Annotated in this window: 17 protein-coding genes; 5 read left to right on the top strand and 12 right to left on the bottom strand. The window is 38.9% G+C overall.

Annotation, left to right across the window (positions count from 1 at the left end; genetic code table 11):
• Nucleotides 1-79: 79 nt before the first annotated feature.
• The 5 genes from tuf to ftsW all read right to left on the bottom strand — a co-directional run bounded on the left by tuf (nucleotide 80) and on the right by ftsW (nucleotide 7,017).
• Nucleotides 80-1,276, bottom strand: coding sequence for an elongation factor Tu (tuf, locus tag EL087_RS05845; RefSeq protein WP_003023932.1), 1,197 nt, complete (start codon nucleotides 1,274-1,276; stop codon nucleotides 80-82).
• A gap of 123 nt (nucleotides 1,277-1,399) precedes the next feature.
• Nucleotides 1,400-2,464, bottom strand: coding sequence for an anti sigma factor C-terminal domain-containing protein (locus tag EL087_RS05850; protein ID WP_126407419.1), 1,065 nt, complete (start codon nucleotides 2,462-2,464; stop codon nucleotides 1,400-1,402).
• Nucleotides 2,451-2,921 (bottom strand): RNA polymerase sigma factor, encoded by a 471-nt coding sequence (locus EL087_RS05855; RefSeq protein WP_070671059.1) that lies wholly within the window; start codon nucleotides 2,919-2,921, stop codon nucleotides 2,451-2,453. The genes EL087_RS05850 and EL087_RS05855 overlap by 14 nt, the downstream gene beginning before the upstream one ends.
• Before the next feature lie 125 nt (nucleotides 2,922-3,046).
• Nucleotides 3,047-5,746, bottom strand: a complete 2,700-nt coding sequence (gene ppc / locus EL087_RS05860) for a phosphoenolpyruvate carboxylase (protein WP_126407421.1) — start codon at nucleotides 5,744-5,746, stop codon at nucleotides 3,047-3,049.
• 38 nt (nucleotides 5,747-5,784) lie between these two features.
• Nucleotides 5,785-7,017 (bottom strand): cell division peptidoglycan polymerase FtsW, encoded by a 1,233-nt coding sequence (gene ftsW / locus EL087_RS05865; RefSeq protein ID WP_126407424.1) that lies wholly within the window; start codon nucleotides 7,015-7,017, stop codon nucleotides 5,785-5,787.
• 280 nt (nucleotides 7,018-7,297) lie between these two features.
• Here ftsW and EL087_RS05870 point away from each other — a divergent pair, with 280 nt between their 5' ends.
• The 5 genes from EL087_RS05870 to lysS all read left to right on the top strand — a co-directional run bounded on the left by EL087_RS05870 (nucleotide 7,298) and on the right by lysS (nucleotide 11,809).
• On the top strand, nucleotides 7,298-8,134 hold the full coding sequence (locus EL087_RS05870) for a glycoside hydrolase family 25 protein (protein ID WP_126407426.1): 837 nt from the start codon (nucleotides 7,298-7,300) through the stop codon (nucleotides 8,132-8,134).
• A 126-nt stretch (nucleotides 8,135-8,260) separates the two neighbouring features.
• Nucleotides 8,261-9,103, top strand: a complete 843-nt coding sequence (locus EL087_RS05875; protein ID WP_126407428.1) for a DUF368 domain-containing protein — start codon at nucleotides 8,261-8,263, stop codon at nucleotides 9,101-9,103.
• On the top strand, nucleotides 9,103-9,585 hold the full coding sequence (locus EL087_RS05880; RefSeq protein WP_126407430.1) for an aminoacyl-tRNA deacylase: 483 nt from the start codon (nucleotides 9,103-9,105) through the stop codon (nucleotides 9,583-9,585). Before EL087_RS05875 ends, EL087_RS05880 begins: the two co-directional genes overlap by 1 nt.
• A 12-nt stretch (nucleotides 9,586-9,597) precedes the next feature.
• Nucleotides 9,598-10,239 (top strand): histidine phosphatase family protein, encoded by a 642-nt coding sequence (locus tag EL087_RS05885; protein WP_126407432.1) that lies wholly within the window; start codon nucleotides 9,598-9,600, stop codon nucleotides 10,237-10,239.
• A gap of 82 nt (nucleotides 10,240-10,321) precedes the next feature.
• Nucleotides 10,322-11,809 carry a lysine--tRNA ligase gene (lysS, locus tag EL087_RS05890; RefSeq protein ID WP_126407434.1) on the top strand — a complete coding sequence of 496 codons (1,488 nt, stop codon included), beginning with the start codon at nucleotides 10,322-10,324 and terminating at the stop codon, nucleotides 11,807-11,809.
• 121 nt (nucleotides 11,810-11,930) lie between these two features.
• Here lysS and EL087_RS05895 read toward each other — a convergent pair whose 3' ends face one another.
• From EL087_RS05895 to EL087_RS05925, 7 genes are all read right to left on the bottom strand, one after another.
• On the bottom strand, nucleotides 11,931-12,362 hold the full coding sequence (locus EL087_RS05895; protein ID WP_126407436.1) for a pyridoxamine 5'-phosphate oxidase family protein: 432 nt from the start codon (nucleotides 12,360-12,362) through the stop codon (nucleotides 11,931-11,933).
• Nucleotides 12,363-12,372: 10 nt separating this feature from the next.
• Complete coding sequence (locus EL087_RS05900; protein WP_126407438.1) at nucleotides 12,373-13,227, bottom strand: VOC family protein; 855 nt, start codon at nucleotides 13,225-13,227, stop codon at nucleotides 12,373-12,375.
• Nucleotides 13,228-13,268: 41 nt separating this feature from the next.
• Entirely contained in the window at nucleotides 13,269-13,898 is a 630-nt protein-coding gene (locus tag EL087_RS05905; protein ID WP_126407439.1) for an NAD(P)-dependent oxidoreductase, read from the bottom strand.
• Nucleotides 13,899-14,050: 152 nt separating this feature from the next.
• A complete protein-coding gene (locus tag EL087_RS05910) occupies nucleotides 14,051-15,142 on the bottom strand; it encodes a glycerol dehydrogenase (RefSeq protein ID WP_126407441.1) in 1,092 nt (363 codons plus the stop codon).
• Between the two features lie 30 nt (nucleotides 15,143-15,172).
• Complete coding sequence (locus EL087_RS05915) at nucleotides 15,173-15,841, bottom strand: fructose-6-phosphate aldolase (RefSeq protein ID WP_126407443.1); 669 nt, start codon at nucleotides 15,839-15,841, stop codon at nucleotides 15,173-15,175.
• A 14-nt stretch (nucleotides 15,842-15,855) separates the two neighbouring features.
• A complete protein-coding gene (locus tag EL087_RS05920; RefSeq protein WP_126407445.1) occupies nucleotides 15,856-18,297 on the bottom strand; it encodes a glycyl radical protein in 2,442 nt (813 codons plus the stop codon).
• Nucleotides 18,298-18,464: 167 nt separating this feature from the next.
• A complete protein-coding gene (locus EL087_RS05925) occupies nucleotides 18,465-19,766 on the bottom strand; it encodes a PTS sugar transporter subunit IIC (RefSeq protein WP_003068490.1) in 1,302 nt (433 codons plus the stop codon).
• Between the last annotated feature and the right edge of the window lies 1 nt (nucleotide 19,767).

The following is a 19,767-nucleotide window of genomic DNA, read 5'->3' on the forward strand; positions in this document are numbered from 1 at the left end:
GAAATCATAAAAAAGAAAGCCCCGCAACAGCGGAGCTCATTTGTCTGACTTTAATTGTTCATCTGGGAACTTAATTGAATTAAGCTTCGATTTCTGTAACCATACCTGAACCTACAGTACGTCCACCTTCACGGATAGAGAATGTAGTTCCTTGTTCTACGGCAATTGGGTGGATCAATTCAACGTCGATTGTTACGTTATCACCAGGCATTACCATTTCAGTACCTGCAGGAAGTTCGATTGAACCTGTAACGTCTGTAGTACGGAAGTAGAATTGAGGACGGTAGTTGTTGAAGAATGGAGTATGACGTCCACCTTCTTCTTTAGTAAGGATGTAAACTTCACCTTTGAATTTAGTGTGTGGATGAATTGAACCTGGTTTAGCAAGAACTTGTCCACGTTCAATTTCGTCACGTTGGATACCACGAAGAAGAACCCCTACGTTATCTCCAGCAAGACCTTCGTCCAATTGTTTACGGAACATTTCAACACCAGTAACAACTGCTTTTTGGATTTCGTCACGGATACCAACGATTTCAACTTCGTCGTTGACTTTAACAGTACCACGGTCGATACGTCCTGAAGCAACAGTACCACGTCCAGTAATTGAGAATACATCTTCTACTGGAAGAAGCAATGGTTTGTCAGTGTCACGTTCTGGTTCTGGAATGTATTCATCAACAGTATCCATCAATTCCATGATGATGTCTTCATATTTTTCATCACCTTCAAGAGCTTTAAGAGCTGAACCTTGGATAACTGGGATTTCATCACCTGGGAAATCGTATTCTGAAAGAAGGTCACGGATTTCCATTTCAACCAATTCAAGCAATTCTTCATCGTCAACCAAGTCAACTTTATTCATGAAGACGATAAGGTATTTAACACCTACTTGGCGTGAAAGAAGGATGTGTTCACGAGTTTGAGGCATTGGTCCGTCAGTTGAAGCTACTACAAGGATAGCTCCGTCCATTTGAGCAGCACCAGTGATCATGTTTTTAACGTAGTCCGCGTGTCCTGGAGCATCGATGTGAGCATAGTGACGTTTAGCAGTTTCGTATTCAACGTGTGCAGTGTTGATAGTGATTCCGCGTTCGCGTTCTTCTGGAGCAGCATCAATAGATGAGTAATCTTTTGGTTGGTTAACTGAACTTGGAAGACGACGTGCAAGTACAGTTGTGATAGCTGCAGTTAGGGTAGTTTTACCATGGTCAACGTGTCCGATTGTACCGATGTTAACGTGTGGTTTACTACGATCGTATTTTTCTTTTGCCATTTGAGTAAAAGCCTCCAATAAAATATATTTTATAGATAGACAGTAGGCAATACAGTCTAACTTTCCTTACTATTTTATCAAATTTTCTTCAAATTGCAAGCATTTTACGCCTTTTTTATCAATTTATTCTTTGTCCAACTTGTAGTATGGTTGATTTGGTATAGAAGCTCCAATGCTTGATGCATAAATCCACTCCTTACCTTCCAGCTGTGCAAAATTTTCAGCTTTTCCTGTTAGGATAACGCCTGAGAATTCTAATTTTTCTAGGTCTTCTTTCTTAGACAAGTCTAGCTTACCAAATTTTTTCAAGTAGGTTTTAATGTCATCTGACGGAGTTGCATTATTGTAGCTACTTTTTCCAAATCCACTTTTAATATATTTCTTCAGATTAGCCAAGAATCCATCTACATCCTTCATTTCGGAAAGTCTGTCATTCAGTTTCTCTCCTTCTTTGAGATTTTTAATAGCTTCTTCTGCTTCCTTTTTGTGAACATATTCTTTTTTCGTTAGATAATCTGGACTCGTGCCGTATAGATTGCTTGGTTGCCACCAGCTTGGATCGCTTGTTGAATTTGTACCAATCCAATACCAATTGGTCTTGAGGTTCTTAGGTATCATTGCCCGAATTTCTTTTAAACTATATGGTTTATCAAAGGTCAGAGCCACTTCTACCAGTTGATTTTTCATTTCTTTGATATAAGGAAATTCTTGGGTTGGTTCATGGACAGGTTCTCCTTTCTCTTCTTTAGCTTTTTTATTGTAGAATTGTGGCACTTTTTGATTGTTTTCTATTTGAATAGTTGCCCCGGATTCTGTATATCTGCCAGAATTTGCATGAAAAAGAGTTCCTCGATCGATATTAAAAATTCCAAAATCTGTCTTGTATTCACCATAGTCTAGTGGAATCCCATAAATATCTTTGGCTTGTCTACCTTTAATACCACCGTGGAACATATCCCCACCATTAGCAGACCATGTATACGTTTCAATATTAGGAAAGGCGACGCTTTCAACTAATTGTACCTCATTGACCACCTTCCAAGCTTGGTCGCTGATGAGTTTTCCTGTAATCATACGAGCAGCAATATATATTCCAAAAAATACTACCACTACTGTTGTTGACCAGAGGATAATCCGCTTGATATTTCTCTTTTTGTTTTTCTTCGCAACGATTTCAAATGTTTCCATGATGATATCCTTTCTTTTCCAAAACCTGTCGAAGTTTCTTTCGACTGCGCATGAGCTGAACCTTGACTTTGCTCTTAGAATAATGGAGCACTTCTGCTATTTCACCTGTTGAAAATCCTTGAAAATAATAAAGATCCAACATGATTTTATCCTGTGTTGGCAACTTTTCTACCTCCTCCATGAGAAAGTCATAATCTGCTCCTTCAACAATCAATTGATTTTCCTTTGTAAAAAAATCTCGTCGCAGGATTTCCATATAATGCTTATCACGCCGGTATTTGTCAATATAACGGCGAATAGACACACGATACATCCAAGCTCGCATTTTTTGAGCAGGGATGACAAAATCAGACTCTAGCATTTTGATAAAAACATCCTGAACAACATCTTCTGCTTGCTCTTTTGGAACGCCTGAGCCTTGCAGATAATAGACGATTTCTTTCGCAAAGGTAATCAAGACTTTTTCATAATCATCTAGTTTGATATTCTCATCCCCCTTCCTTCACTAGTATAACGAATTGAAAGCGTTTTTGGTTACAAAGATATAAAAAAATCGGACTATTCCGATTTTTTTATTCTTCATCAGCCTGAGTTTCTCAGTCCTGTCGCAATTCCGTTGATTGTGATATGAATCAATCGTTCTTCATCCGAGGATAATTCTCCACGGCGTTGGCGCTTGATGAGTTCTAGCTGAATATAATTCAAAATGTTAAAGTAACGCATGCGGTAGTCTAAACTGTCTCGCAAGTAGGGATTTTCTTCTAACAGGTCGTCATAATCTTCAATGGCAAGAATAACATTCTTGGTTAATTGCCACTCATCCAAAATTGTATAATAAATTTCTTGTACTTCTTTATCTTCACACAATTGAGCATATTCAAAGGCGATATTCATATTCGACTTTGATAACACCATGTCTACATTGGACAAAAGCGATTGGAAGAAAGGCCAATTTTTATACATCTCTCTCAAAAAAGCTAGATTTTCTTCTGGATTTTCATCAATAAATTCTTTAAAGCTGGATCCAACACCATACCAACCAGGGAACATCACCCGACTTTGTGACCATGAAAAGACCCACGGAATGGCACGCAAGCCACCGATTTCAGTAATGGTTTTACGCGCAGCCGGTCGCGAACCAATATTAAAGCTGGAAATAGCTTTGATCGGGCTTGATTCAAAGAAATAATCATAAAAATGCTCATTGCCAAAAACCAAATCACGATAAATTTGATAGCTTCGTTCCACTATCTGATCCATAATGCGCTCGTAGCGGTTAGACGTGTTGGTATCACTTTTTTTCTTAGTAATCATACGGTTAATCGTTGCCGACACTAGCATTTCTAAATTGTAATACGCTGCGTCTTTATTTCCGTATTTATTGCCAATGACTTCTCCTTGCTCTGTCAGGCGAATCCGATCATTGATACTGCGGAGAGGCTGAGAGGTAATGGCCTCATAAGTAGGTCCGCCACCACGACCAACCGTTCCACCACGACCGTGGAAGAAGGTGATTTTCACACCAAATTCATCTCCGATAGCGGTCAGTTGCTGTTGAGCTTTATAAAGAGTCCAGCAGGATGATAAGTAGCCACCGTCTTTATTGCTGTCCGAATAGCCCAACATGATTTCTTGATAATTGTTATTAGAGGCAATCCATTTCTGGGCAATTGGAAGAGATAAGTATTTCTTCATCGTGTCATAGGAATTATCCAAGTCTTCAATGGTTTCAAAGAGTGGCACAATCTGTACACGCGCAAATTCTTTATCAATGAGACCAACTTCCTTGTGCATAACAGCCAACTCTAAAAGGTCAGACACGCTCGTAGCATGAGAAATAATGGTTTGCTTAATGACAGCATCTCCTAGCTTATCTTTCAACTCACGAGCCGTTTGAAAAATCTCTAATTCTTTTTGCAAAAGGGCAGATTTTTTAGCATGTGTAGCAGAAAGAATCCGCGGATCATAGAGAAGTTCATTTAGCAGAACGTGACATTTTTCGTCTTCAGAAAGCTCGCTATAATGCTCCACAATTCCTGCGCTCGCTAATAACTCCGCAACGCAGGCTTCATGAACACTAGAATCTTGTCGCATATCAATGGAAGCAAGGTAAAAACCGAATACTTCCACTGCTTGAAGCAACTCAGTAAACTCACCAGAAATCATTGCTTCGCCTTTATTTTCAAGAAGAGACTGCTTGATAGCTAGTAAATCATGTTTAAATTCTTCAATTTTGTGGTAATGTGGCTCTGTTTTGATTTGGCTAATAAAGTAAGTCTTTGTATTTTTCAGTTTTGTTCGAATATAGTAAAAGGCTCGACGATATAATTCTTTTTCGCGGTAAATAGAATTATCTTCTGACAGATAAGCCATTTCCTGCACCGCTTCACTAACTTTTACGATACCTGTTGACAAAGAAAATTCACGGTACAAATTAGCAACTTTCGTATCGTAATAGTTCATAATCACTTCACATTGGGTCAAAGCGGATTTTTTCAATGTTTCAGCTGTAACATAAGGATTTCCATCTCGGTCGCCACCAATCCACATTCCCATTGTAATAGGGGTTGGATTTTTTAAGTCAATTCCATGTTTTTTGGCTAGGCGCTTGTATTCTTCTGTTAAATTAGTCACCGCCTGCAAGAAAGAGCTATTGTAGTATTCCATCACATTGGTGATTTCATTGGTCACTTTTAATTTCTTCTCACGAATCATATCTGTCCGCATGATAATTTCGATATACCGACGAAGATTATTGTGCCATTTTTGCTCATTGAGCAAGCCCATTCGCACATCGCGGTATTTACGCAACAAAACGTGAATATGATTGGTCAAATCCAGCATAGTCGTTCGTTGCACTTGAGTTGGATGAGCTGTTAAAACAGGGACCACATTCAAATGCTCCAAAATTTCAGCAGCGTTTTCCTTTTCAGCAACCAAATCAATCGTTGTGGATAATTTCCCAAGATAATCTTGACCCACATTATTTTGATAGTTAATCTCAAAAGCCAAATCCACATCTTCTGAAATATTGATTAAAAGAGGCAGGATTGAAAAATAACGAGAAATATAGGACATTTCCTTGTTCGATAGACTTTGAACAATCTCATTTAACCCTTCATAATTTCCAACTGCTGCTAATTCTTTTAAAGCAATGATTTTTTCAAAGGTTTCAGGACTCAGCATATTTTTTGTAACTTCTTCTAATAAGTCCGTCAGAATCGTAACTTCTTCTTTGATAACTTCTTTATTGTTGTAATTTTCTAATTTTTGAAGTGACATAATCTACACCTTTCAATAAGCTTTTGCTTAATCTAACGTTAGCGAATAATTCTTAAACCGTGATTGGTTTCTTCGATTTCTCTATACAAACTTTCTCGTTTTTCATTGGCATCAATGTTTAACACAAAAGCAATCGCTACGGATAATACCAACAAACTATTTCCACCTTGTGATAAGAAGGGGAAGGTGACACCCGTCGAAGGAATCAAACCGGAAATTCCTCCAATATTGACAAATGTCTGTGTCAGTAGCATTCCACCGACACCAAGAGCCATCATAGAATTAAATGGATCTTTCGCTCGAATTCCCACAAGAATAATCCGCAAAATAAGGAAAAATAAGAGGGCTAAAATCAAGCTGGCACCGATAAATCCAAATTCTTCAATAACAATGGAAAAGACGAAGTCTGTCTGTGCTTCTGGCAAATAACCACGTTTTTCGATAGAATTTCCTAATCCTAAGCCAAACCAACCGCCATTGCTCATGGCATAATAGGAATTAGCTAGCTGGTGACCTGCGCCTGATAAATCTTTAAAGGGATTAAAAAAGGCACTAAATCGTTTTGCTACATAGCCAAACACAGGAACCTGAGCAACTTTTTCCACACCAATCAACCAGATGCCTGCTAAAACCGCTGTGGAAAGAGTGACCAATATCCCAAGAAGAGTTGAAAACCAGCGATAACCAATCCCACTAACCGTTACCATGATTAAGGTCGTCAGCAAAAGAATGGTCGCATTCCCCAAGTCAGGCAGCACTGCCACAATCCCAATGAGCACCACGACCAGGATTCGCCAATCGTTCAGTGCACGCGGAATCAATTGATTTCGTGTTAAAGCCTGATAATCATACGTTGCGATTTCATCTTGTTGATGAGAAAACCGCTGTGCTAAAAACCAAATCAGAATAATTTTTAAATACTCAGCCGGCTGGAGACTAATCGGACCAAATCGTAACCAACCATGTGCACCATTGATTCGGGCACCAAGGAAGCGAGATAAAATTAAAAGCAAGATTTCCACAAAAATAACAATGACAATCAGTCGATTGTCTTTTAAGAAATCTAACTTTATTTTGTAAATTAAAGCAATGGCAAGTAAGCTGATTACCCAGAAAATTCCTTGATTTAAAACAGATCTGAGCGAATTTGCTCCTACCTGTACTAAAGTGGCACTTGACGTTGAATAAACAACTATCAATCCCAAAATAGATAAAATCAAATAAGGAATCAAAATGGAATAATTCAGCAGGTGGCGTTTATCAATTTTCATAGTTCACCTAATATTATTAAATTTTCACCGAACATTATACCACTTTTTAGGGTAAAAAAAAAGTATTTGACGAACGGTATTTTTTAAATCCTTGCAGTATCTAGGCTAAACTTTAACTAAAAAAAGAACAATAAGCTGAGTTTATGAATAGGATTTATAAGCATTCTTCACCATTATGTCCAATAAACCGCTTTCTTTAATATTTCAATTTGATGACAAATACTTATTTTCTACTAGTTTATTTTGCTTTTTATCTGACTTTACGTTAAAATGAAATTATATGAGAAAGAGGATTAAACCGCTTGTTGTCTTTGTTTTCTTTGTTAGCTTCATTGCGATTATTTTAGGAGCGAAGCATTATTCAGAAAACAAGGAAACTAAACAGCAAAAGGACGCTATTACACAAACATCAGCTGCTTCTCAGTCAACTGATACTTCAGATTCCGATGATGCAGCCAAAGCCTATAAACCAATCATTGACTTGTCCGGCTGGCAATTGCCAAGTGATATTAACTATGACGTACTAGCAAAAAATGTTTCTGGCGCCATTATACGCGTGCATAGCGGAGCACAAGCAAAAAAAGAAAATGCAGCTACACACTTAAACGGAATTGATAAATCCTATCAACGCCACATAGAAGAATTTCAAAAACGAAATATTCCTGTCGCTGTCTATGCTTATGTGGCAGGTAGCAACAAGAAAGAAATGCAAAAAGCTGCCGAAAGTTTTTATAAAGCCGCTTCAAAATACAAACCTACCTACTACTGGCTAGATGTTGAAGAAAAAACTATGGATGACATGAATGCTGGTGTCGAAGCTTTTCGCGCTAAGTTAGCATCATTGGGTGCTAAGAACATCGGGATTTATGTCGGAACCTATTTCCTTGAAGAACACAGTATCTCAACTAAGAAATTCACAGCTATTTGGATTCCAACTTACGGCTATAATGACGGTTATTACAACGCTGCCCCTAAGACAGACTTAAAATACGATTTACATCAATACACATCACAAGGCTCAATTGGTGGTTTTGCACATGATGTCGATCTTAATCAGCTATCTCCTTTAAAAAATCAGACAAAAACATTTAAAAAATTATTTGGTAATGGAAAATAATAACTCTGTAATAGTTTGAATCGAAAACTTTGCAGAGTTTTTCTTTTCTTCTCGTCCAGTTATCACTACTTTCTTGTTTCTAAATATGTTATAATGACTAACAAAGAAAAGTTTAGGGAGTAATGAATGATTTCTTGGTTAATCAGAATTTTTAAGGGAATTGTCATCGCGCTAGGATTTATTCTCCCTGGGGTATCTGGTGGAGTTTTAGCCACTATTTCGGGGATTTACGAGCGGATGATTTATTTTTTAGCGCATATAAAAGAGAATTTTCGTGAAAATGTACTTTATTTTTTACCTGTTGGTATTGGAATGGTTTTAGGGATTGCACTATTTTCCCTGCCAGTTGAATATCTCTTAGAGCATTATAAAATCATTGTTTTATGGGGATTTGCAGGAGCGATTATCGGTACGATTCCAAGCTTGCTAAAGGAATCTATCAGAGAATCTGATCGCGACCGAACTGATGTTATTTGGTTCGTAGCCACTTTTTTCATTTCTGGGATTTGCCTTTATTTCCTCAATAGTTTCGTTGGAACGTTACCTGCAAATTTCTTGACTTTTATTTTAGCTGGTGCCCTTATCGCACTGGGAATTCTCGTTCCAGGTTTAAGTCCTTCAAATTTGCTCTTGATTTTGGGACTGTATTCCCCGATGCTAATCGGTTTTAAATCTTTAGATATTTTGGGGACCTTTTTACCAATCGGAATTGGCGGTCTCCTCGCACTTGTGATTTTTTCAAAATCCATGAATTATGCTTTGGAAAATTATCATTCTCAAGTGTACCATTTTATCATTGGGATTGTCTTATCTAGTACTGTTCTCATCTTGGTACCAAACCCTGGAAATAGCGAAAGTATTCATTATGCTAATACTTCTATCATCACCTTCGTTACTGCTGCGTTCTTCTTTGGATTAGGAACTTGGCTGGGCGCTTGGATGAGCCAATTGGAGGAAAAGTATAAATAATGGCTAAAAAAACAAAAATTAAGAAAACTCTTGTAGAACAAATTTTGACAAAATCAAAAATCCCTCACAAAGGCCTTCAAATCAATGCTTTAGAAGGACAATTGCCCAAAGGAATAGAGCGCTCACAGATTTACAAAACATTGGCTCTAACAGGTGATAAAACAGGAACAGTCATTGGAATTGTGCCCATAACAAAACACCTTGCAGAAAAAAAACTAGCTAAAATATCTGGCAACAAAAAAGTCAGCATGATTCCGCAAAAGGAGTTGGAAAAAACAACGGGTTATATCCATGGCGCAAATAATCCTGTCGGCATTCGGCAAAAACACCACTTTCCTATTTACATTGACAATTCAGCTTTAACACGCGAGACTATTATTGTCTCAGCTGGAGAATTAGGACACAGTATTGAAATAAACGCAAAGGAATTAGCAAATTTTGTCGAGGCAACCTTTGCAGACATAAAAGAGGATTCAAAATAGAAAGGGAACTGTATGAAACTCTACTTCGTTCGACACGGAAAAACTCAATGGAATTTAGAAGGACGCTTTCAAGGAGCCAATGGTGATTCACCGCTGCTTGAGACTTCTATTGAAGAATTGCACTTGCTTGGAAAACACATGGCTCACATTAAATTTGACAAGATTTTTTCAAGTGATTTACCACGCGCAATGGTAACTGCACAGATTATCTGTAGTGAAAATCAATATTCATCAGTTGTTGAACCACATACAGAGCTACGCGAATGGCAACTTGGCTCCCTAGAAGGACAGAAAATCTCTACAATTACCGCCATCTATCCTCATCAGATGCAAGCTTTTCGTCATAATTTGGCAAAATTCAACAACTCTATTTTTGGTGCAGAATCGGTCTATAATACTACACGACGTACAATAGACTTCATCAAATCACAAAATAGGCCTTCTTATGAGAATCTTCTTTTTGTTGGTCATGGAGCGAATTTAACGGCTTCTTTACGCTTGTTATTAGGGTATGACTTTGCTCAACTGCGTCAGCAGGGAGGCCTTGCCAATGGAAGTGTCACCATTCTTGAAACACAAGATTTTGAACATTTTACACTTCTTGATTGGAACAATCTTGACCACTTAGAAACAATTGAAACTGTGAGCGTATAAAATCACGGTTTTTCTTTATTTATAGGTGAATTTCTGCCTTATTTATGATAGAATGAGGAAGGTAAACTTTAGGAGGAAGAATATGACTACTGAACATATTGAAGAATTAAATGACCAGCAACTGATTCGTCGTGAAAAAATGACCGCTTTAGCAGAACAAGGTATTGACCCATTTGGTAAACGTTTTGAACGTACCGCAGATTCTGCCCAATTAAAAGAAAAATATAGTGATAAAACAAAAGAAGAGCTACATGAATTAGCTGAAACTGCTACAATTGCTGGCCGCCTTATGACCAAGCGTGGTAAAGGAAAAGTCGGTTTTGCTCATATCCAAGATCGCGAAGGTCAAATTCAAATCTACGTCAGAAAAGATACTGTCGGCGAAGAGAATTATCAAATTTTCAAAAAAGCAGATATTGGTGACTTCCTTGGTATTGAAGGTGAGGTTATGCGTACAGATATGGGAGAGCTTTCGCTTAAAGCAACTCACATTACACACCTCTCTAAAGCACTTCGTCCATTGCCAGAAAAATTCCACGGACTGACAGACGTTGAAACGATTTATCGTAAACGGTATTTGGATTTGATTTCCAATCGTGAAAGCTTTGAGCGTTTCGTGACTCGTAGCCGCATCGTTTCTGAAATCCGCCGTTATCTTGACAATCAAGGATTCCTTGAGGTTGAAACGCCTGTGCTACATAACGAAGCTGGTGGTGCTGCTGCTCGTCCGTTTATCACCCATCACAATGCACAAAATATTGACATGGTACTTCGTATCGCAACCGAATTGCACTTAAAACGCCTAATTGTCGGTGGTATGGAGCGTGTCTATGAAATGGGACGCATTTTCCGTAATGAAGGAATGGACGCTACTCATAATCCTGAGTTCACTACAATCGAGGCTTATCAGGCTTACGCAGACTTTGAAGATATCATGGACTTGACGGAAGGAATTATCCAAAGTGCGGTGAAAGCTGTCACAGATGCTGAAAGTGTCCCTTATCAAGGTACTGAAATCTTTATCGGTCGCAAATTTGCACGCAAGCATATGCTAGAAGCTATTAAAGAACAAACTGGCATTGATTTCTGGAAAGATATAACTCTCGAAGAAGCGACTGAGCTGGCTAAAGAACATCATGTAACAGTTGAAAAACACTTTACGGTTGGTCACATTATCAATGCTTTCTTTGAAGACTTCGTTGAAGATACCTTAATTCAGCCTACATTTATCTATGGTCATCCGGTAGAAGTATCTCCACTAGCTAAGAAAAATGCAAATGATCCACGCTTTACCGACCGCTTTGAACTCTTTATCGTTGGGCGCGAATTTGCCAATGCCTTTACAGAGTTGAACGACCCAATCGACCAATTATCGCGTTTTGAAGCACAAGCCAAAGCTAAGGAACTCGGAGATGACGAAGCAACTGGCATTGACTACGATTACGTAGAAGCTCTTGAATACGGCATGCCACCAACTGGAGGTCTCGGAATTGGAATCGACCGTTTGATTATGCTGTTGACAGATGTCACTTCTATCCGTGATGTATTACTGTTCCCTACAATGAAATAAATCAACAAAAACGAGCGACCCTTCTCGAACCGCTAGCTGTCAAATAGACGTTAAAAAATAAAAGAAACACAACGAGCTTGCCTCTCTTAAAATGAGAAACAGGATTGCTGTGTTTTTTCTTTTACAGTTTAATTTCAAAATTATCTTGAAAAGGGGGCAGTTGGGTTAAATCATAAAATTCTCCCTTTGCATGCTTAAAACGAAAGACTTCTAGAAAGGAACGCCCTTCTTCTGTTGGATAAATGTCATACATGTAGGGTTTCGCTGCAAGAAGGTCCTCCAGCTTTTCTTTGCCTATATGCTCTACCTGGCCTGTCAAAGTAATGGACTTGCGCTCCCTGGTACCATTCCCCTGCGTCATACCAGTCACCGACGCACGTCCATCATCTTTCAAACGTTTAAACAATGACTTAAAGGAGGCTGTCAAGAAATAAACAGTCTGTCCATCTTCAAGCATCATATCCATAACAGAAGTATGAGGATTTCCTGCCTCATCAACTGTTGCCATCACAACCGAGTGAATCTCTTGAACCAAAGTTTTAAGGTAATCCATTATATTCCTCCTACTTGACCTTGCGCACCAAAAAAGCAATCCCATTTTGGTCGGTAACAAGGAGTTCTGACGAAGACAACCACTCACATCTTCCGCCCTTAGTTTGAGCTTGTTCATGGATAGCAATCAATTGCTCCTTATCAGTTACTTCTGCGGTAAAATAGGCCAGACCCAGCTGGTCAGGTTGACGCTGTTCTAAATTAGGTCCTCCCCATTCATTAACGGCTAAATGGTGATGATAAACACCAGAAGCAAGCCAACTGGCTGAAGGAAGACTAAATTTTTCAGATAAGCCCAAAACTGCTTGATAAAATTGACTAGCAGACCTGCTATTGTTCACCGACAGGTGAATATGACCCATGCGAGTTCCTGCAGCGATCGTGAAAGGCTCTAGCTCCCGACCCAGTTCATAAATGGCTTGAGCATCCAGCTCTTCGGTCACTCCGATAATCCGACCATCTTCACGAATATCCCACTCGGACATTGGCTTGTCCCAATAAAGTTCGATGCCATTTCCTTCTAAATCTTCCAGATAAATAGCTTCACTGTAACCATGATCTGCTCCTCCTACCAAAGGAATCTGATATTCTAGCAAATGTTTTAGAATATCAGCCAAGTCCTGACGAGAAGGCAAGAGAAGCGCCATGTGATAAAGACCGTAAAGCTGACGAATCGGAGTTTTATCTTGAACTTCCCTCAAATGTACTAAAGCTTTTTCGCCACAACCAAGAATGACTTCTTGTTCTGTCTGGAGCAAAATTTCCAGACCTAGTATCTGATGATAAAAAGTTGTTTGTCGTTCAAGATTTTGAACATTGAGTACAACTTCAGCTAAATAAATATGACTTTTATATGGATAATTCATTATATTCCTCCCAAATGAGTACAGAGCACTTCATCTGTTTTCTATTTTCCTAAAACTGAAATCCGTTCTTGAATATGTTTTCCAAATTCGATTTCATCGACAAAGGCAATAGCGTAATCCGCATAAGAAATCTTGCTTTCTCCTGCTTCATTAACTGTAAAGAAATCGCCTGCTAAGATATATTCACCCGTATGAGCACCATCTGGTATAAATTCTGCTGCTGGGCTGACAAAAGTCCAATTCAAATCTTTCTTTGTACGAAGCAAGTCCAATTCATCGGCTTGAGCACTAGCAAGTGGTTTATACTCTGCAGGAAATTCTGCTGTATCTACCAAGCGGACTTTCTTTTCCTTATCAACATAAAGACTACCAGCACCACCCACAACTAGGAAACGCGTATTTGTGCCTGCCAACAAATCATTGAAATGCTCAATAGATTTGCTGTGAAGTGGCAACGTTTCTGCTGTCCATGCACCAAAAGCTGTAGCGACCACATCATAACCTACCAAATCTTCTTTTGTCAAATCAAATAAGTCCTTTTTAAGTAGGTGCTGTGCTTGTGTTTTATTTTCAGAACGAACAATAGCTGTTACATCGTGTCCACGTTTTACAGCTTCTTCAACGATGAGTTGCCCTGCTTTTCCATTTGCTGCTACGACTGCAATTTTCATAGTGATTTCCTCCGAAATTGTTTGTTATTTTTAGTTGTAACTTTTTTTATTACAATCATAGTATAACACATTTAGTTGTAATGTCAACAGTTACAACTAAAAGAGACCTCAATTTTTATCAGAGGTCTCTTCATTTAATAGTAAAAATCATTTTAGCCTAAATCACTAACATATTGATCTACAGCCAAAATAGCCTGTGCAACATCTGAAGCAGAAATTTCAAAAGGCATTTGATGAATCGTTTCACCGTCAATAGTTACCTGTTTTCCGACTTTTAGCAGTTCTTCGTAAGAAGCATTTTCTAAGTGCATATCCTTTAAGGTAGTAGGTAAATTTAATGCCTGATAGAAGTGAATATACTTATCAATTTCTTCTTTAGGACGGTTTTCTAAGAATAGCTGTGTCAATGTTCCATAGGCAACTTTCTCACCGTGAGTCAGATGATGAATCTCTCCAGTTAGTGCTGTAAATCCGTTGTGCACAGCATGAGCAACAGCTAGACCACCGCTTTCAAAACCAACACCGCTGAGAAGCGTATTAGCCTCAATGATATGCTCAAGAGCTGGTGTTACCACTTGTGCCTCACAAGCAGCCAGCGCCTGCAAACCATCCGCAAAAAGTGTTTCTTCACATTTTTTAGCAATGGCAATAGCTGCTAGGCTCTGTCTTTGTCCCAGCATTGTTAATCCATTTGACTGCATAACAGCTCGCGCTTCAACCCATGTCGCTAAACCATCTGCGATTCCTGAAGCTAACAAGCGTCTCGGAGCCTGTGCAATAACTTTTGAATCTACTAAGACGAGCTCTGGATTCTTACTGTAGAAGATATATTTTTCAAATGCACCTTCCTCAGTATAAATTACAGAAAGGGCTGAAGTCGGTGCACCTGTTGAAGCAATAGTCGGTGCAATGACAACAGACACTTCTAATAAATCAGCAATCGCCTTGACGCTGTCAATGGTTTTTCCTCCACCAAGCCCAATTACCAAATCTGCTCCATCTTTTTCAGCTAAAGTAGCTACCCGATTGATTTCATTATCCGAAGCTTCACCATTAAAACTGACATGCAATACATGAAGTCCATAACGAGTAAGATAGGATTGGAACTTCTTTCCTACAATTTGATAAACAGTGTTGTCACAAAGCAAAACTGGATGGTTTCCTAAGTTCAAAATCTGTTTTGCATTTTCAAATAAAGCATCTTCACCTTGAATATAGCGAGAAGGGCTTGCAAAAACTCTCATCAGCAACCTCTTTCTACCTAAAAATGGAGATTAGATATACTTTTGACCATGAATGAATGACCAATCTGCTGCAAAATCATCTACTGCTTTGGAGATGGATGGCATGGCAAAAGCTGCTTCAAAGACATCCGCACCTGCTGTGATAGCTTGAGCACCATTTGCAAATGCTTGATTGACTTGACCTACATTCTTAAAGGAAGCTGCTAAGATTTTACTATACGAACCTTCTAATGCAATCGCCGTTGCTAACTGCTCAATGACTGCATCTGCATCAATGTTCAAGTTTTCCATTCGATTATAGTAAGGTGCTAAATAATCCGCACCAGCTTGAATGGCTAACAAACCTTGAAATGTTGTATAAATAGCCGTAGCTGTAATCTTATAACCATCTTCTTTTAAAGTCTTTATTGCAGCCAGACCAGCTTCTGTCACAGGGACTTTGATATAAATATTTTCACCGCAATTTATTCGAATTTTTTCGGCGTCTTTGATAATTCCTTCGTAATCTTTAGCAACGACTTGAACGTGGATAGAGGGGACAGGACCAATCATTTCTCTGACCGTCTTTATCCTTTCAAAGAAATCAATCTCCCCTTCTTTCTTAGCAATCGTTGGATTAGAAGTGACACCAGCTAATGGTAAAATCTGCGACCATTTCCTGATTTCTTCTATATTTAAAGTATCAAGCATGAATTCCATATATAAATCCTCTTCTATAATGTATGTTCTGTACGTCCGATAATATCATCCTGAGTCGCCTTGGAAAGTACATTGAAGAATGCTGAATATCCTGCAACACGCACAATCAAATCACGGTGTTTTTCAGGATGTTTTTGCGCATCAATCAAGGTTTCTCTAGAAACAACATTGTATTGAATATGATAACCGTGCAAACGGTTAAAGAACGTACGAAGTAAAGCAATCAATTTAATTTTATCTTCTTCCTTAGACAGGGTCTGAGGATTCACTTTTTGATTGAGCAGAACTCCCCCAACGATTTCATCTGTCGGCAATTTAGAAACAGATTTCAATACAGAGGTCGGACCATTCTTGTCCATATTGTGAGATGGAGAACAGCCTTCAGCGAGCGGTGTTCCTGCATTGCGACCATCTGGTGTTGCCAAAGTACCGCGACCTTGACCAACATTGGCTGAAATAGAAGATGTTCCTGAATAGCGGATACCGCCAATTGGACCGCGTCCATAACGGGTATTTGGATATTTAGCAATTTCATCCACATAAATATCATAAGCATCAGTCACCAGCTTATCAGCGTAATCATCATCATTACCATATTTCGGTGCATCATAAATCAACATCTCTTGAATTTCCTTGCCGCGCTCACCTGCATAGTTCGTTTCAAGCGCATGCCAGAGTTCAGCTGGAGTCAGTTTGCCTTCTTCAAAGACTAACTTCTTGATTGCTGCTAGTGAGTCTGATAGATTGGCAATTCCAACTTGCAAACCGGAAATATAGTCATAGACAGCTCCGCCTTCTTTCAAATGCTTTCCACGACCGATACAATCATCCGTAAGTGCCGAGCAGAGGATATCTGGTACTTCTCTTTCCAGAGAAAGGTCAATCGCATTTTCAACAATAACACTCATTCGAGTTAGATAACGTAAGGTCTTGTCCCAAGCCGTTTGCAGCTCAGCAAAGCTCTTCATGTCTTTAAAATGACCGAAGCTTGGTGCAAAACGCTTGCCAGATGCGGGATCAATTCCATCGTTCATAGTGATGAGAAGCACCTTAGGAAAATTCATATAGCTCATTCCCGTGCAACGATAACCCCATTTACCTGGCACAGCTGTCTCCACACAGCCGATAGCACTGTAGTCGTATGCATCTTCTTCCAAAACGCCTTTAGCAATAAAGGACGGAATAATAATCTCGTCATTATTGAAAGCAGGCATTCCAAAACCTAGTTTCATAACTTCTATGCATTCGTTCATAAAACGAGCATCTAGACCAGCATGGTAGCGAACTGTTAAGTTTGGCTGTGGCAAATGCGTCTGTGCAACAGATCTCAAAACCAGATATGAAAGGGGATTTACAGCATCTTTCTTATCACGTGTTTGTCCACCAATTGTCACATTTTGATACAAAGGACTACCAGCAGATGAGAAAGTATGAGCCTGACTGCGTACTTTATTGATCGTAATCGTCTTAATCCAAAGATTGGTTAAGCGTTCGACAATGCTTTCTTCCGTCTCGCGACCAGCTTCCAAGTCCGACTTAACATAAGGATACATGTATTGGTCAAAGCGCCCATAAGAGAGGGAGTGACCATTAGACTCAATCTGTAAAATACACTGGATAAACCAGACAGACTGAATAGCTTCAGCAAACGTTTCCGCTGGTTCGTAAGGCACTTTGGAGCAAATTCGAGCAATTTCCAATAATTCCTGACGGCGCTCTGGGCTTGCAGACTCTGCCATATCTTGAGCTAATTTGACAAAACGATCCGCATAAGCTTTCACAGCATCCACTACAATGAAAATTGAATCATAGAAATGATATTTATCAATACTAGCCGGATCTGTCAAATCCAAGGCCTCCTTAGCTGCCCGAGCTTTTTCTTCAAAACCTTTCAAACCATATTGAAGCAATTTTTGATAGTTGACTGCCAAGTGAGCATCACCAGAGTTCATCTTTCCTTCCATGCCAAAGAAGCCAGTTTCCATATAAACCTGAACTTCTTCTGGAAGTAAAGCCCCAGCTCTAGCACGGAGGTTATTGTTTTCCCAGAAAGGAGCGATGCCGCGGAGCTGTTCTTTAGTTTCCTCTGTAATATAGAAAACATCACCGTCGCGCTTTTCAAAAAGATCTAATTCATTGAGTACAAATTCTAAAGTATACTCTGGGAAAATAGGTGCGTCTTTATTAGATGAAGCCTGATTTCCAACAATCATGGTCTCATCTTCAATATAAAGCGTCATATTTTCCAAAATTTCCTTAAGCATATAAGCACGCTTCAGAACATTTGGCTTTTCTTTATGCTCTTGATAAGCTCTTGTTGCAAGAACAGCACGTTCAGCATCAATATAAGGTTTCTTGTCCAGCACATCTTCCCGATACTTGTTCATTCGGTCCGTTAAACTACCAAAATAATTCGTTTGTATCGTCGTTTTTTCTATTTCTTTTACATTAGCCATCACAGCACAACCTTTCTTATGAAATTATTTTTATTTCTTTCGTAACTATTGTAGCATGCAAGATGCAAAAATTCAATCATTTATAATCAATTATCGAATTAAAGATTTTTTGCACATTTGTGCTCAATCAACGTTAAAATAATTTCTTTACAGTGATACAATGTGGTTTATCCTTCCGCTTTCAGTTCATTACTGTAAGCAAGATTGTCTTGGAATTTAAAGAATGGGAAATAGATGAGAGTTGACATAGCTAAAATGACAACTTGGATGAGAGCACCTTGCCATCCTGCCACTAAGAAACCAGAAATAATAGCTGGTGTACTCCATGGCAAGGTCACCCCTGAAAATGGCTGCATAAAGCCAATTGCTATAGAACCATAAACAATTACAGCCGCTAAAACAGGTACAAGAATAAAAGGCAAGAACATAACGGGATTCATAACAATTGGAAACCCAAACACAACTGGTTCATTGACATTAAAGATTGCTGGAAAAGCAGCAACTTTTCCTAGTGCTTTGTATTGCTTGGACTTAGCTGCAAAGAGCATGGCTACCACCAAACCAAAAGTAATACCAGAACCAGACAAAATAAGGAAACTATCCAAGAATTGCTGAGTGACAATGTGAGCACCTTTTCCAACAGATAACTTTCCAGCAGCAAGCAAGGCTTTATTAGCATCCAGATTTGAAAGTAAGAGAGCGGTCACTACACCATTGACAACAGATTGTCCGTGTACACCAAACCACCATAGGAAAGAGATGAAAAAGGCAATACCGATTGCACCGTAAAGGGAACCAGTCAATCCTTGTAGCGGTACTTGAATCACACCGTAAATCATTTCGATAAAAGTACCACCCTTTGTCAGCATTTTAGCAAGAATATAGACTACCATGGAAAGGAAGAATATCACAAAAGCTGGAATCATAGCCTCAAATTGCTTGGCGATCGCTTGAGGAACTTGCTCTGGCATCTTAATAACAATATGTTTTTGAATAAACATGGTATAGATACTACCGACAACCAAACCAATAATAATGGCTCCAATAATCCCCTGACCGCCAAACCAAATCTTGGCAATTGCGTCTGTAATTGCTTCACCTTTTTCTGGAATATAAGAAGATTTTAAAAGAATGAAGAAAGAAGACACAGATAACACACCTGCCGGCAACGGCTCTACACCACTATTTTTAGCATAAGAATATCCTATGGAGAAACAGGAAATCAAACCCATAATCGCAAAAGTTCCTGAGTAAACCTGCATAAACGGCTCGGTCCAATTTTTTCCAAAAATGCCTGCAATCGCCTGATTGAGACCTTCAAATGGTAACTGTCCTACAATCAGAAAGATACTTCCAACAACTGTCAAGGGCAGAATTGCCAACATACCATCCTTTAAGGCAATTATACCGCGCATATTAACAAATTTCATAATCGGTGCAATAATTTTTTGAGTATCTATTTTAGCCATA

It is taken from the genome of Streptococcus milleri, from assembly GCF_900636525.1.
GTDB lineage: Bacteria > Bacillota > Bacilli > Lactobacillales > Streptococcaceae > Streptococcus > Streptococcus hominis.

What these genes read in the sequence shown, in the direction of transcription:
- EL087_RS05895 (WP_126407436.1), bottom strand. Translation starts at nt 12,362, where the DNA reads ATGGATTACCTTAAAACTTTGGTTCAAGAGATTCACTCGGTTGTGATG.
- lysS (WP_126407434.1), top strand. Translation starts at nt 10,322, where the DNA reads ATGACTACTGAACATATTGAAGAATTAAATGACCAGCAACTGATTCGT.
- EL087_RS05925 (WP_003068490.1), bottom strand. Translation starts at nt 19,766, where the DNA reads ATGGCTAAAATAGATACTCAAAAAATTATTGCACCGATTATGAAATTT.
- EL087_RS05910 (WP_126407441.1), bottom strand. Translation starts at nt 15,142, where the DNA reads ATGAGAGTTTTTGCAAGCCCTTCTCGCTATATTCAAGGTGAAGATGCT.
- EL087_RS05920 (WP_126407445.1), bottom strand. Translation starts at nt 18,297, where the DNA reads ATGGCTAATGTAAAAGAAATAGAAAAAACGACGATACAAACGAATTAT.
- EL087_RS05850 (WP_126407419.1), bottom strand. Translation starts at nt 2,464, where the DNA reads ATGGAAACATTTGAAATCGTTGCGAAGAAAAACAAAAAGAGAAATATC.
- EL087_RS05900 (WP_126407438.1), bottom strand. Translation starts at nt 13,227, where the DNA reads ATGAATTATCCATATAAAAGTCATATTTATTTAGCTGAAGTTGTACTC.
- EL087_RS05915 (WP_126407443.1), bottom strand. Translation starts at nt 15,841, where the DNA reads ATGGAATTCATGCTTGATACTTTAAATATAGAAGAAATCAGGAAATGG.
- tuf (WP_003023932.1), bottom strand. Translation starts at nt 1,276, where the DNA reads ATGGCAAAAGAAAAATACGATCGTAGTAAACCACACGTTAACATCGGT.
- EL087_RS05885 (WP_126407432.1), top strand. Translation starts at nt 9,598, where the DNA reads ATGAAACTCTACTTCGTTCGACACGGAAAAACTCAATGGAATTTAGAA.
- EL087_RS05880 (WP_126407430.1), top strand. Translation starts at nt 9,103, where the DNA reads ATGGCTAAAAAAACAAAAATTAAGAAAACTCTTGTAGAACAAATTTTG.
- ftsW (WP_126407424.1), bottom strand. Translation starts at nt 7,017, where the DNA reads ATGAAAATTGATAAACGCCACCTGCTGAATTATTCCATTTTGATTCCT.
- EL087_RS05905 (WP_126407439.1), bottom strand. Translation starts at nt 13,898, where the DNA reads ATGAAAATTGCAGTCGTAGCAGCAAATGGAAAAGCAGGGCAACTCATC.
- EL087_RS05875 (WP_126407428.1), top strand. Translation starts at nt 8,261, where the DNA reads ATGATTTCTTGGTTAATCAGAATTTTTAAGGGAATTGTCATCGCGCTA.
- ppc (WP_126407421.1), bottom strand. Translation starts at nt 5,746, where the DNA reads ATGTCACTTCAAAAATTAGAAAATTACAACAATAAAGAAGTTATCAAA.
- EL087_RS05870 (WP_126407426.1), top strand. Translation starts at nt 7,298, where the DNA reads ATGAGAAAGAGGATTAAACCGCTTGTTGTCTTTGTTTTCTTTGTTAGC.